13 protein-coding genes are annotated in these 13179 nt (G+C 63.8%); 6 read left to right on the top strand and 7 right to left on the bottom strand.

Features of this window, described 5'->3' with window-relative positions:
- Nucleotides 1-310 precede the first annotated feature (310 nt).
- The 4 genes from ACQ5BM_RS01350 to ACQ5BM_RS01335 form a co-directional block, all read right to left on the bottom strand.
- Entirely contained in the window at nt 311-682 is a 372-nt protein-coding gene (locus ACQ5BM_RS01350) for an NIPSNAP family protein (RefSeq protein WP_429806755.1), read from the bottom strand.
- The gene (locus tag ACQ5BM_RS01345) at nt 682-1062 is read right to left on the bottom strand and encodes a VOC family protein (RefSeq protein WP_429806753.1); all 381 of its coding nucleotides are present in this window, start codon (nt 1060-1062) and stop codon (nt 682-684) included. The genes ACQ5BM_RS01350 and ACQ5BM_RS01345 overlap by 1 nt, the downstream gene beginning before the upstream one ends.
- A 53-nt stretch (nt 1063-1115) precedes the next feature.
- Nucleotides 1116-2396: an FAD-dependent oxidoreductase gene (locus tag ACQ5BM_RS01340; protein ID WP_429806752.1), complete on the bottom strand. Its 1281-nt coding sequence runs from the start codon at nt 2394-2396 to the stop codon at nt 1116-1118.
- A gap of 429 nt (nt 2397-2825) precedes the next feature.
- On the bottom strand, nt 2826-3230 hold the full coding sequence (locus tag ACQ5BM_RS01335; protein WP_429806750.1) for a winged helix-turn-helix transcriptional regulator: 405 nt from the start codon (nt 3228-3230) through the stop codon (nt 2826-2828).
- A gap of 190 nt (nt 3231-3420) precedes the next feature.
- Here ACQ5BM_RS01335 and ACQ5BM_RS01330 point away from each other — a divergent pair, with 190 nt between their 5' ends.
- A complete protein-coding gene (locus tag ACQ5BM_RS01330) occupies nt 3421-4305 on the top strand; it encodes an SDR family oxidoreductase (RefSeq protein ID WP_429806748.1) in 885 nt (294 codons plus the stop codon).
- A gap of 77 nt (nt 4306-4382) precedes the next feature.
- On the opposite strand, the gene ACQ5BM_RS01325 is transcribed toward ACQ5BM_RS01330, so the two are convergent.
- Together ACQ5BM_RS01325 and ACQ5BM_RS01320 are read right to left on the bottom strand one after the other, a co-directional pair.
- Nucleotides 4383-5597: a multidrug effflux MFS transporter gene (locus ACQ5BM_RS01325; RefSeq protein ID WP_429806746.1), complete on the bottom strand. Its 1215-nt coding sequence runs from the start codon at nt 5595-5597 to the stop codon at nt 4383-4385.
- Between the two features lie 200 nt (nt 5598-5797).
- Nucleotides 5798-6550: a pyridoxine 5'-phosphate synthase gene (locus ACQ5BM_RS01320; RefSeq protein ID WP_429806745.1), complete on the bottom strand. Its 753-nt coding sequence runs from the start codon at nt 6548-6550 to the stop codon at nt 5798-5800.
- Nucleotides 6551-7000: 450 nt separating this feature from the next.
- Between ACQ5BM_RS01320 and ACQ5BM_RS01315 the strand changes: the two genes are divergently transcribed.
- The 5 genes from ACQ5BM_RS01315 to ACQ5BM_RS01295 all read left to right on the top strand — a co-directional run bounded on the left by ACQ5BM_RS01315 (nt 7001) and on the right by ACQ5BM_RS01295 (nt 11241).
- The gene (locus tag ACQ5BM_RS01315) at nt 7001-8113 is read left to right on the top strand and encodes a hypothetical protein (RefSeq protein ID WP_429806743.1); all 1113 of its coding nucleotides are present in this window, start codon (nt 7001-7003) and stop codon (nt 8111-8113) included.
- A gap of 528 nt (nt 8114-8641) precedes the next feature.
- A complete protein-coding gene (locus tag ACQ5BM_RS01310; protein ID WP_429806742.1) occupies nt 8642-9319 on the top strand; it encodes a MerR family transcriptional regulator in 678 nt (225 codons plus the stop codon).
- 218 nt (nt 9320-9537) lie between these two features.
- On the top strand, nt 9538-10212 hold the full coding sequence (locus ACQ5BM_RS01305) for a hypothetical protein (RefSeq protein WP_429806740.1): 675 nt from the start codon (nt 9538-9540) through the stop codon (nt 10210-10212).
- 191 nt (nt 10213-10403) lie between these two features.
- Entirely contained in the window at nt 10404-10760 is a 357-nt protein-coding gene (locus tag ACQ5BM_RS01300; protein WP_429807650.1) for an ArsR/SmtB family transcription factor, read from the top strand.
- Nucleotides 10744-11241, top strand: coding sequence for an SRPBCC family protein (locus ACQ5BM_RS01295; RefSeq protein WP_429806738.1), 498 nt, complete (start codon nt 10744-10746; stop codon nt 11239-11241). Before ACQ5BM_RS01300 ends, ACQ5BM_RS01295 begins: the two co-directional genes overlap by 17 nt.
- Nucleotides 11242-11626: 385 nt before the next feature.
- Here the strand turns inward: ACQ5BM_RS01295 and ACQ5BM_RS01290 are convergent, their stop codons facing one another.
- Nucleotides 11627-12754: an ATP-dependent DNA helicase gene (locus ACQ5BM_RS01290; protein WP_173517113.1), complete on the bottom strand. Its 1128-nt coding sequence runs from the start codon at nt 12752-12754 to the stop codon at nt 11627-11629.
- Between the last annotated feature and the right edge of the window lie 425 nt (nt 12755-13179).

Below are 13179 nucleotides of genomic sequence, written 5' to 3'. Positions count from 1 at the left end.
TTACGTATGAGGGGACTGCAAAGTCCACCCGTCGCCTTTACCCCGTCCTCCCTCGTCGCCGGGCGCCGAACACGCTGGTCCAATATAGAAGCCGGAGCCCCGGGAGCCCGTCATCCTCGGGCTTGACCCGAGGATCCAGACACGAGCTCCCTCAGGGGTATGGCTTGTCACCCCAACCACGAGGCGGCGGCGTGCTTTACGCGAGAAGTCTGCCAAGCGCCGCTATTCGCGGCGCAAGATTGAAGTGATGAAGATGGTTCGAGCTTTAGTCGGCCTGGGCATGGATCCTCGGGTCAAGCCCGAGGATGACTCATAAAGGGTCGCTCATAAGCGGCCGCAGAAACACACGCTCGTAGCTGACGAACGGCGGATCGTCGGCATATTGCGCATTGGCGGCGATGCCATCCGGGTCGCTGGCAACGTCACGGCGATAGCGCAGATACGCCGCCTCATCCGGAAAGGTGAACAACGCGATCGCGATATCGCCGGCGCCCTCTTCGCCGATGCCGGGGAAACTCGTGCCGACGCCCTCGGGCTTTTCGCGCGGGATGAAATAGCCGTGATGGGTGCCGCCGTGACGTTCGATGAGCGTCGTCCAGGTTTGCGCATAGGCCTCGAACTCCGCCATCCGGCCTTGCGCGAGCCGGTAGCGGATTTCGCAGGTGACGGGACCATCCGGCATCAGTCTTCATCTCCCTTGTATCCGGATCTCGGTCCGCGAAGGCCGATGCAATTGCCCCACGGATCGCGCACCTGGCACATCCAGAGCCCCTCCTGTATCGCCAGTGGTCCACGATAGAGCGAGGCGCCGACCGCTTCGAAATGCTTGAGCGCCCGGTCGAAATCATCGACCGCCCAATAGACGATCGAGCCTGCGGCACCGTTCGCCACCTTCTCATCCGCCTGGACGATTTCGAGATCGATGGTGCCGATCCGCAGATAGGCGAAGTCGAACGCCTGAAGCCATTCGCGTTCGGCATGCGGGAAAGCACGCTGATACCAGGCGAGCCCCGCTTCCGTGTCCGGAACATGCACCAGAATGGCCGCCACGCTATCGGTCATCGCAATTTCTCCATTCGCCGCCCTGTCCTCTCGTTACAGGATTCGTCGACATCTCAGGCGGAAATCGCGTCCGGGGCTGATCGGAGGAGGCCGTGCGCAGATGCGCCCACCGCTCGCCAGTCGCATTCGCCAAGCCCGGCCGGCGCGAAGGGGTCGATCAGCGTGCCCGAGACGATCGAGGCGAGCAGCGCCTGCATCGGCGGCGTGCGGGCGATCGTGGCGACCAGCCGGTCGCGCAGCCAGGCGAGAAGCGTCGAGTCCGACTGGTAGAAGGGCGTGAAGGCCAGCGAGAGAAGCTGGAACAGGGCGACGTGATTGCGGCGCGCGGCGGCATAGGCAGCAAGGGCTGCGTCGAGGTCCGGCGCGCGGTCGAGCGCATGCGCCAGCGCCGCCACGTCGAGAAGCGCCATATTGGCCCCCTGCCCGAGCTGCGGGCTCGTCGAATGGGCGCTGTCGCCAACGAAGGCGATGCGGCCGGAAACGGGCGGGCGCATGGTGCGATGGGCATAACGCGCCAGCGTCAATTGCTCCCAGTCGGCGATCTGATCGAGCAAGGGCGCACAATCCGGCCAGCAGTCGAGGATGTGCGTCTTCCAGCGGCCGAGCCCGGCCTCCCGCACCCGGTCCGCATCTGCCACCTTGAGGCTCCAGAAGAAGGCGACGCGCTCCTTCTCGCCGACCCGCGCCCTGCCCGCCGGCAACAGGCCGATCATCACCCGCGCCTGGTCGTAGCGCTGCACCAGCGCATGGCGGTCATGGACGAGGCCGTCGCTGTCGAGTGTCGCCCAGAAAGCGCCATAGGTCAGTTCGCGCACCTTGGGCGCCACGGATGAGCCGGCCGAAAGCGTCGAGCGCGCGCCGCTCGCATCGATCACCAGATCGTAGGCGCCCGCTTCTCGCCCTTCGGCATCGAGGAGAAAGGCCTTGTCGGCCTCCACCCTCGCGCCCGTCAGCGTGACGCCGGTCCGGACCGTCAGGCCGGCGCCGCGCACCGCATCGTGAAGCGTGTTGAAGAGCGCCGCCCGCTGCACCGCCAGCCCGAAGCGGCCGCCGGCCAGCGCGTCATAGCGCACGTCGAGAACGGTCCGTCCGGATTTTGCATCGGCGCCGTAAAGCCGGTCGATCCGGCTGCCGAGGGCAAGTATCGGCTGCAACAGGCCGAGCGTGTCGAGCACCGTCAGTCCCGTCGGTTGCAGCATCAGGCCGGAACCGACGGGCGAAGCCTCTTCGAAACGCTCGAGAAGCTCCACCCGATGGCCACGCCGCGACAGCATCAGTGCTGCCGCAAGCCCCGCCGGGCCGGCGCCCGCAATGCCGATATCAAGTGTCTTCATGATTCCCCAGGGATGACGCAGGTGATTGGCGAAACTATAGGGAAAATCAAGGCGCTAGGGCAAGCGGTGGCCGAGCCGTACCCGCGCGGCATGGTGTGGCACGCCCCTCATCCGCCTGCCGGCGCCTTCTCCCCGCAGGCGGGGCGAAGGAGACTCGCGGCACCCGCTCGCTTCACCCTCGCCCCCAAACTGTGGCGCCACTTGTCCCAGCAATAGGCACCCGCGAGTTTGCCCTGACCGCGCCTCTGTTCGGCAACGCCGCCTTCGTCCTCGTCCCCTCTCCCCGCAGGCGGGGAGAGGGTTAGTCCTCGGGTTAAACCCGAGGAGAGGGGCAAACCCCGCCAACGATAGGCGGAAACGAGAGATGAAGGCGCGCGACAGAGCAAGCAAATTGCCCGGGCGAACTCCGCCACCGCAGACAAGCGCACCTCACGCCTCCGCGTCGTAAACCTTGCGCGCCGCCCGAATGGCCCCATGGTTCTCCACCGACCAGTCGACGAAATGCTTGAGCAGGCCGAGCAGCGAACGGCCGAGGTCGGTCAGCGCATATTCCACGCTCGGCGGCTGGGTCGGGTAGACGGTGCGGTGGATATAGCCGTCGCGCTGCAGGTCGCGCAGTGTCTGGGTCAGCATGCGCTGGGAGATGTCGGGGATCAGCCGGCGGAGCTGCGAGAAGCGCAAGGGACCGTCGGCCAGCGACAGGATCATCAGCGAATTCCACTTGCCGCCGATATTGTCCATGACATCGCGCACCGGGCAGTTCTCGACATCCATCGGAACGCCGCAGACCATTGCCACGCGCTTGCCCTTCAGTTCGCCGGTCAGCCTGTTCATAGGCGGTACCCTTCCTGTTACCACAGCAGAAAAAACTGCCTCCTTTACAGCTCTACCGAGATTACGGGATAAGAGCAAGTCTCAAAAAGAGACCATGTGCCGGCGCTTCCTCCCAGGCGGCCGGCATCTGAGGAAAGGCGGGCGCTCTCCCGCCCATCCCGTCTCAGGTTTAGAGGAAAAGGAAAAAGACATGTCCGAAACATTGCTCGTCACCGGCGCAACCGGCCAACTCGGCAAGCTCGTGCTCGACCAGCTTCTCGGCTCCGGCATCGAGCCGGCCCGCATCATCGCCACCAGCCGCGACACGGCGAAGCTTGGCGATTATGCCGCCAAGGGCGTCAAGACCCGCGTCGCCGACTTCGACGATCCCACCTCGCTCGAAAACGCGTTTGCCGGCGCCGACCGGATCCTGATCATCTCGACCGACGCGCTTGACCAGCCGGGCAAGCGCCTGAAGCAGCATCTCGCGGCCGTCGCCGCCGCCAAGAAGGCCGGCGCCAAGCACATCCTCTACACCTCGATGCCCAGCCCCGAGACATCGGTCATCCCCTTCGCGCCCGATCATCTCGGCACCGAGAACGCCATCAAGGCAACCGGCATCCCCTACACCATCCTGCGCAACGGCTGGTACATGGAAAACCTGTTCATGGCGCTGCCGCATGCGCTCGAAACCGGCCAGTGGTATTCCTCGTCCGGCGAAGGTCGCCTCGCCCATATCGCCCGCGCCGATGCCGCCAAGGCCGCCGCCGCAGCACTTGCCTCGAGCACGAACGAGAGCCGCACCTATACGCTGACCGGCGGTGAGCAGCGCTCGACCGACGAGATCGCCGCCCTTGTCGCCAAGGCGACCGGCAAGCCGCTCGATGTCGTGCATATCTCGGACGAAGCGCTGGCGGGCGGACTGAAGGGCGCCGGCCTCCCGGACTTCCTCATTCCGATCGTCGTTTCCTTTGACGCCAACACCCGTGAGGGCCACATCAACATGGTCACGAACGACGTGACGTCGCTGACGGGTGCGACGCCAGTGAAGCTCGGCGCCTTCCTGGAAGCGAGCAAGGCGCGGCTTGCCGGCTGAGAAAACCGCGTGAAACGAAGGGAGCCGGCGGCAGGCCGGCTCTCGGCCCGTCCCACGCCCGTCACCGCCTGGGGAGGTTACCTTACGGCCTCCACCGGCGCGGCATCCGCCCGCACCGCGAGCTCCGCCAGCACAAGCGCGCTGATGCCGGCGATGAAGAACCCGGCGGACAGATTGAGCGTCGTGCCATCGTAAAAGGCGCCCATAGCGACCGCGAACAGGGTGGCGATCAGGCTCGATCCGGAGGCGATCAACGAGGCACCAAGGCCCGCAACCTGACCCAGCGAGCGCATGGCCATGGCATTCAGGTTGCCGAAAAGCACCCCGATCGCAAAGAAGGCCGCAAAGCCGAGCACCATCAGCACCGTCAGCGGCGGCCGGCCGGCCCAGGACGCCGATACCGCCAGCATGGCAAACCCTGCCGCCGCCAATCCCAGGAAGCCATAACGCGCCATCGCCTCCGAACCGAAGCGCTGCACCAGCTTCGCATTGAGGAACGAGGCAAGCCCGATGCCTGTGGCCAGCGTCGCAAAATAGAGGGGGAAAGTCTGTCCGATCCCGTAGGCGTCGAAGAAGAGGTCGGCCGCCGTGCTGAGATAAAGGAGCTGCGCGCCGAAGACGAGCCCGGTCGCCAGGATCAGAAGCGTCACGCGCCGATTCGAGAGGATACGCCGTCCGTTCGATACGAGAAGCCGCGGGCGAAAGGGGATGCGCTTGTCTGTCGCCAATGTTTCCGGCTGCCGCATCACCAGCCACAGTCCGAGAAGGCCCGCTGCCGCGAGGTAGACCGCAAAGACGCTGCGCCAGCCACCGACGGCGATGATCCCTTGCGCAAGCGTCGGGGCCAGCATCGGCACGAGAATGAAGAGCGTGAACATGAAGGACATGACGCGCGCCATGGCATCGCCTTCGAACTGGTCGCGGATCATCGCCCGCGTCGCGATCTTCGGCCCGGAGACGCCGACGCCCTGAAGGAAGCGGCCGAGGATCACCATCTCGAGCGAGCCCGCCACCAGGGCAACGACCGTACCGACCGCATAGACGCCAAGCCCCAGAACCAGCGCCTTCTTCCGCCCCATTGCATCGGAAAGCGGCCCCAGCAGTAGCTCTCCAAACGCCATGCCGAGAATGAAAAGGGAGATGACATGCTGGGTGGAAAGTGGCGGCCGGACGCCGAGATCGGCCCCGATCTGGCGCAAGCCCGGCAAGAGCGCATCGATGCTGATCGAGGTCAGCGATGTGAGTAGCGCATAGAGAACGATGCGCTCACGGAAACTGGTGGGGAATGTCATTGGCCGCATAGGAGAGAGAGAGGATTGGCCCTACCTGTAGCAGTCTTGCCGCAAGTCTGCACGCGCCAGTCGCAAGACCGCCCGCAAAACTCTGGTTTTTGCAGAAGATATTTGCGACCGAGGTTGACGCCGAAGAGATCCTTCGAGGCATCGCTCGGGGACGCAAGGCACGCCGCGCAAACAGAGGCGCAGACGTCGCCTCAGACCTCCTGCCCGCAGGCGCGGCGGAAGCGGCGTACCGTTTCGGCCATGCCGTATTCCAGCGCATCGGCCGTCAGCCCGTGGCCGATCGAGACTTCGGCAAGATTGGGGATGTGCCGGGCGAGCAGCGGCAGGTTGGCGACCGTCAAATCGTGCCCGGCATTGACATCGAGCCCCAGGCTTGCAGCGATCGCAGCCGTGCGGCCGAGTTCACCGGCAATCTTCTCGGCCTTGGTCGGATCGTCATAGCAGCCGCCATAGGGGCCGGTGTAGAGCTCGATACGGTCGGCACCGGTCTCCTTGGCAATCCGCAGCGCCTCGGCATCTTCGTCACCATCCGCAAACAGCGAAACGCGAAAACCCTTCTTCTTCAGCCGGCCGACGACATTGCCGAGCAGGTTGTGGTTCTTGCGGAAATCCCAGCCGTGGTCGGAGGTCGCCTGCGCCGGATCGTCGGGTACCAGCGTCACCTGCTCCGGCCGGTGGGCCTCCACGAGGCCCAGGAACTCCTCGTTCGGATAGCCTTCCATGTTGAATTCCGTCTCCGGAAACGCCTCGTCGATCAGGTCGCGGATCGGCTGCAGATCGGTGAAGCGGATGTGGCGCTGATCGGGACGCGGATGCACGGTGAGACCGGCGGCCCCCGCTTCAAGCGCGATTCGGCCAAGCGCGGTGACGGAGGGCCAGGGCAGATCGCGCCGGTTGCGAAGCATTGCTACGGCATTCAGATTCACGGACAGTTTTGCAGGCATGTCTGAACTTTCCAGAAAGCGGACCCTGGCGGGCCCGGACGCAGGCAATGTAGTTGCAATGTTCTACTGCATAATTGCCGAAACCAGAAACGCTTTGAGGTCCGATTATGCAGCAATTCCAAGGAGGTTGCGCGCGGAACGGTGCGACGATTGCGCGCGGTTCGTTTGCCCGCCTTGTCTTGACCAAGTCTTGACAATCAACGCCTCTAATATGCGAAAAGGCTCAATGATGAACGGCGAAAATGGCCGGCTGGGCTTCCGCTACCATCGACCACAGGGAGAACCGCCGCAATTATTGCGTTTATTTAAGAAAAAACTCAAACCTGCGGCCTGCTGCCCCTGACAACCACCTTTTTTGGGCTTAACTTTCCGAATCAGATCGAATGGCCCCGCCCTCGCCTCGATCGCATTTCATAGATCCTTATTCACATGACACTGGAGCAAGAACGGATGACGACGGTCGAAAGACCCTGCGACGAGACGATTCGACGGGCCCTCCGTCGTATCCTCGAAAGCAAGGCTTTCGCGCGTTCAGAGCGCCTCAGGGCCTTCCTCGCCTATGTGGTCGAGAAGGAGATGGCCGGCGAAGGCCATCAGCTCAAGGGCTATTCGATCGCGATCGACGTCTTCGGCCGGCCTCAGGCTTTCAACGCCGACAGCGACCCGCTGGTGCGCGTGCACGCCGGAAAATTGCGCAAGCTGCTCAAGGCTTTCTACGAGGGCGATGGTGCCGACGACGAATGGCGGATCGCCATACCCAAGGGAACCTATGTTCCGGAGTACCAGCGCGTCCGCAAAGAAGAAGAGCATCAGGCGGAAGCTTCGCCCCGCCAGCCGAAGCTGACGAAGCGGCGCTTTGCCGGGCATCGGCCCGCCTGGCCGCCGGCGCCCTTCTCGTCGCCGCTCTCGGTGCTGACCGTGCTGCCGCTGCTTCTCTTCGCGCCGATGCCCTCGCAGGAAATGACGCTGGACATCGACGCGCAGGCCAAGCTCTTCAACGCGCGCCACGCGACCGAGCGGGTGCTGCCCTCCGTGCAGGTGAAGGTAGCTGGCGCCGACAACGAGGACGCCAAGGCCTTCGCCACCGCGCTCCGCCTTGCGGCCCAGCGCCACAAGACGCTGGCCCGCGCCACCGATGGCGACACCGGCCGCCCCGTCTCGCGCAATTCCGCGCTGTCCTTCACCGTGCGGGTGGCCTGGTATGATGCGCCGGCGCAGGGCATCCGCGTCACCCTCTCCCATGATGGAGAAAATATACCCCTGCGCCAGGACTTCATCACCTGGAAGCGGCTCGAGTCCGAGCCGGACCTACTCTACGAGAGCATGTCGCTGGCCTCGGAACTGTTTTCGCTCGACGGCGAGATCTACGAGCACGCCCGCCAGGAGCAGATCGAAAGCCCCCTCATGGGCTGCATGGCCGCTACCCAGCGCTATCGCAAGCACCTGACCCGGGGCGCCTTCGAGGAAGCCTGGTCCTGTCAGCAGAAGCTGTCGCCGCTGCGCGGCGACGAACCGCTGTTCATCCTCAGCGCCAACAGCCCGCTCAAGGTCATCGGTCACTGACCGCGCCCGGAGTCCAGCGCGCCTCCCGATGCGCGCCAAGATCACTGTAACGCTTTGAATTGCTGCATGTCTTCGTCCTTAAATCGAGGTCGAATTAAGGAGACATGCAGTAGATCGGCGACGACGGGAGAAACCATGCGGTGGCGACGGCACTACCAATTGGCGAAACGGCCGTCACGCTACAATATTAAAGACTGGTCATATATTCGATTCGCGTATAACGTTGCACGCATGCGTTGGGAATGGATGCCTGGTTGCTCGTCAGGCAAGCATCGAAGTCCTGAGTAAACCGCGTCGTCCACGCGGGGATGCCCCAGCCGAGCAGCAGGCATTGTCGTTGTCGGTCAACGAGTGCCTCAGCACGCGGACGTGCTCCGCACATTTGAGAGACCCGGTGATCGCCGCCGCATCCGGACGCGGACTTGTGCACTCTGGGTCGGCCTCGATCCAGGTCACCTATGCGGAAAATCAAACGTTACAGCGACAACGCGCCGGATAGGCGCGGCCTGTAAACCGGGGACAATCGATATGCCGCGAGACCACTGGAAATACGAAGGCATGCTCGCCGCGCCCGAGCGCGGCGGTTTCCTGCCCATCCTTCCCCTTCCCCATCACGACCCGACGGCCCCGCTGGCGATCGCCGACATGGCCGATGCCTTCGGCGTCACCCATCGCACCCTGCATTTTTACGAGGAGAAAGGCCTCCTGACCGCCGCCCGCATGGGGCCGATGCGGGTTTACAACGAAGAACACATCCGCCGCATGGCCGTCATCAACGCCTGTCGTGAGATCGACATGCCGATCGCCACCATCCTGGAGCTTCTGACCAGCCTTGCCGGCACCGAAGAACAGGCCGACGCCGACCACTTGTTTCGCGAGGCGCTTTTGGCGCGGCGCCGGGAACTTGCCGCCCAGCAGGCGAACCTGCGCCGCCAGATGCAGCGCATCACCGAGCTGCTCGAAAGCAGCGATGGCAGCGGCACCGCGAGCGATGACGAGGAGCACGTCCATCTTTCGCCGATCGAAAGCGAATGCCTGACCTTCATGGCCGAAGGCTATCCGGCCGCGCGCATCGCCGGCCTGATGGAGATGGATGTCGCGGCGGCGCTCACGCTCGAAGCCGGCATCATTCGCAAATTCGGCGCCAGCAACCGCTTCCAGGCAATTGCCAAGGCCGTCCTCGCCGGCATGATCTCGGCGGAATGACCGAGCCGAGCCCCAGCGGCGCCTTTCGCCTTCGGCGATGCGCCTCATTGGCATGAGGCAGTGCCGCCGCCCCCGGAAATGAAGAAAGACCCAAGCCTTCTGGCAGCCGGTCGCAGCACCCGTTTGCGCGCAATTCTCTCCGCTTGACCGATAATGGGATGTCTTCAACGCCACGCTCATGTTACGAGGCGCTGAAACGACTGAAGTGAGATGCCCCGATGCTTCCCTGGATCCAGCTAGACCGCGCAACCATTCCCGGAGACGGCGACGACTTGCGCCTGAAGCAGCGCGGCCAGGAGTTTTCCATCATGCTCGGCTCGACCGAGCTGATGAACAGCCGGCTGAGCGGTTCGGAAGAGGCACTGGCAACGCTCGCCTACGAGCGGATCGCCGGCGGCAAGAACCTGAGCATGCTGATCGGCGGCCTCGGCATGGGGTTTACCTTGCGCGCCGCCCTTGGCGTGCTGCCGGACGATGCCAGCGTGGTCGTCGCCGAACTGGTGCCGGCCGTCGTCGACTGGGCGCGTGGCCCCATGGCGGATCTTCACAAGGGCACGCTCGACGATCCGCGCGTTACGATCCATATCGGCGATGTCGGCGCCCTGATCCGCTCGAAGACGGCCGCTTACGACGCCATCCTGCTCGATGTCGATAATGGCCCGGACGGATTGACGCGCCCCTCCAACGACAGCCTCTACAGCCATGCCGGCCTTCGTGCCGCCCAGGCCGCGCTTCGCCCTGGTGGCGTGCTTTCCGTCTGGTCGTCCGCGCCGGACAGCGTCTTTACCCGCCGCCTGCGCGAGGTGGGGTTTGCCACCGACGAGGTGAATGTGCGCGCCAATGGCAAGCGCGGCGGTGCCCGCCATGTGTTATGGATGGCGACCAAAAGGTAGGTCCCATCTGCGGCCCTCCCTTCATTCGTGAAGCCGGCACGAACTCCCGATCTCTCCCTGCCAGAGACCGTTCATTCGAGCGCATCAAACGCGGCGGCGGCAGCAAAAATCGTCGGTTGCGGATCAAGCGGACCTTCGAGCCGCTGATGTACGCTTGCGCGTCCTGCGCGAGCAGGCTAATACTGAACTACATGGTTCAGTATATCAGTCCTCCCCTCGATCTCTCGTTTGCGGCGCTGTCCGATGCGACGCGCCGCGGAATCATCGATCAGCTTGGGCGAGGTGACGCGTCGATCACCAGTCTCGCGGATACGTTCCAGATGACGCTGACCGGCATGAAGAAACACGTCCAGGTTCTCGAGCGGGCGGGGCTCGTCGTCACGCAGAAGGTCGGGCGGGTGAGAACCTGCAGGCTTGGGAAACGCGGCCTGAAGGCAGAGGCCGAGTGGATCGAGGCGCATCGCAAGCTCTTCGAGGCCCGCTTCGAAGCATTGGACGAAATCATCAGCGAAATGCAAAAGGAGGGAAGCGATGAACCAGCAGGTTAACAGTGGCCCGCAGAACCGCACGACAGTCGAGCGCAAGGGGGATCGCGAACTCGTCGTAACGCGGACATTCAATGCGCCGCCGAGCACGGTTTACAGGGCTTGGAGCCGGCCCGAGCTGTTCCAGCGCTGGTGGGTGCCCAAATCGGTACCCGGCGTTTCGCTCGTATCGTGCGATATGGACGTCCGTACCGGCGGCAAATATCGGCTGGAATTCGGCGCCGGCGGTTCGGACACCATGGCCTTCTACGGCAAGTATCTTGAGGTTGTGCCGAACGAGCGCATCGTCTGGACCAACGACGAGGGCGAAGAGGGCGCGGTCACGACCGTGACTTTCGAGGACCAGGGCGGGAAGACGCTGCTGACTTTCCACGAAGTCTATCCGTCCAGGGAGGCGCTTGAGGAAGCACTCCAGGGCTCGGCGGCCGCATTGCCGGAACAGCTGGAGCAGCTCGACGAATTGCTTTCCGGCAAAGGCGAGTAGCGCGGGTCGGGAAATTCGCCTCGGGGGAACGCCTGCTCCTGGGAAGTGAGCCCACCCGCCTTTTCGGCCGGAGCGAAGGCGCATTTGCAGTCGAAATCGCGTCCGCCATGCTGACAAAAGGTCTCTCGCACATCGAACACCAGCTTGACCAGCGATTGGCCATGCCGCTGGTCTTTTGGACGCAGGATGGATCAGCAGATTGGCGCCACCGTCTTGCGGAACCAGCTCGATGACACGGTCGCCCACCTCGCGCAACTTCTGAAACCGAAGTGCTTCTCATAGGAGCTTACAGTCACTTCCACGTCGTGCGCGTAAAGAATGATCCTGCTGATCGGAAACGTCGCCCCTCCCCGTCGGTCGTGTCCACCTCGATCAGCGAGATCGGTCAGCGAACGATGGTCAGTCGCTCCGCCGCGCGGGTGATGGCGGTGTAGAGCCAGCGCTCGCGGGTGTCTCGGAAGGCCCAGCTCTCGTCGAAGAGCACGACGTTGTTCCACTGTGAGCCCTGCGCCTTGTGCACCGTCAGCGCGTAGCCGTAGTCGAACTCGTCGTAGCGCTTGCGCGTTTGCCAGGGGATCTCGCCCTCGACATCCTCGAAGGCCGCCTTCAGCAGCTTGATCTTGGCGGCACCGCGATCCATGTCGTCGTCTTCCGGCCGGATCATCAGGTTGATGCCCGGCTTCACCGTTTCCTTCGACGAACTCATCACCTGCCACAGCGAGCCGTTGAGCAGGCCCTTGGCCGGATCGTTCCTGAGGCAGACGAGCTTGTCGCCGGACTGCGGATAGTCGCTGGTGAAGCCCTTGAGCTCGCGCAGGCGCTGGTTGTAGCGCCGGCGGGTCCTGTTGGTGCCGACAAGCACCTGGTCCGCTTCCAGCACCAGTTCCTGGTTCACCTGCCCGCGGCCGATCACCTGCGTGGTGCCGTAGTCGCCATGCATGATCTCGTTGCCTTCGCGCACCTGCATGGCAAGCTGGATGATCGGGTTGTCACGCGCCTGGCGGTGAATGTCCGTCAGCAGATAGTCCGGCTCCTGGTTGGTGAAGTAGCCGCCGCCCGAAACCGGCGGCAGTTGCCCGGGATCGCCGAGCACCAGGATCGGCGTGCCGAAGCTCATCAGGTCCTTACCGAGCGCCTCGTCGACCATCGAGCATTCGTCGACGATGATCAGCGCGGCTTTCGCGACCGGGCTCTGGCGGTTGATCGCAAACATCGGCGCGATCGAGGTCTTGCCGGTTTCCTCGTCGGAAACCTCCTCCTCGCCGCGCGGACGATAGATCAGCGAGTGGATCGTCTTGGCGTTGCTGGCGCCCTTGGAGCGCAGCACCTGCGCGGCCTTGCCGGTGAAGGCGGCAAACAGCACCTCGCCATCGACATGTTCGGCAAAATAGCGCGCAAGCGTCGTCTTGCCGGTGCCGGCATAGCCGAACAGCCGGAAGAGCGGCGAGCGGCCCTCTTTCAGCCACTGCGAAACGGCCTTGAGGGCCTCATCCTGTTGCGGTGCGAACTGCATGAGGTTGAGTGTCAGGATTCGGGCGGCACAAGCAAGCCCGGATTTATGGGCAGCGCGGATGCCGGGACGGCAGTTTGGAAGGCGCTTCTCGACAACTGAGGGAATTACCACGCAAAATCAATGCCTTTCGCCTGATCGCGGCCATCCGGCCGTTCGGATCGGAGATGTTTTGTTCACGTTTTTTTCTCATAACCGGCCGTCGATCACACGGCCGCGGCGGCGCTCCGCTCATTTGCGGCCGCCGATGGCTGTGGCACTTTCTTGCCGTGCCCCTTGAATGCAACGCCGCATTGTTGCTAACGAGCGGGACGGGATGGCGCCGCGATCCTGCCGCTGCATGTTTCCTTAAATCCACTCTGATCTAAGGAAACCTGCAGCAACTCGAAGCGCTGCGGCGACCTTTGCGCGTCCCATAGACGCGCGGT

The sequence above is a fragment of the Ensifer sp. B1-9 genome, from assembly GCF_050474445.1.
GTDB lineage: Bacteria > Pseudomonadota > Alphaproteobacteria > Rhizobiales > Rhizobiaceae > Ensifer.
This window is presented reverse-complemented; position numbering and strand designations above follow the sequence as displayed.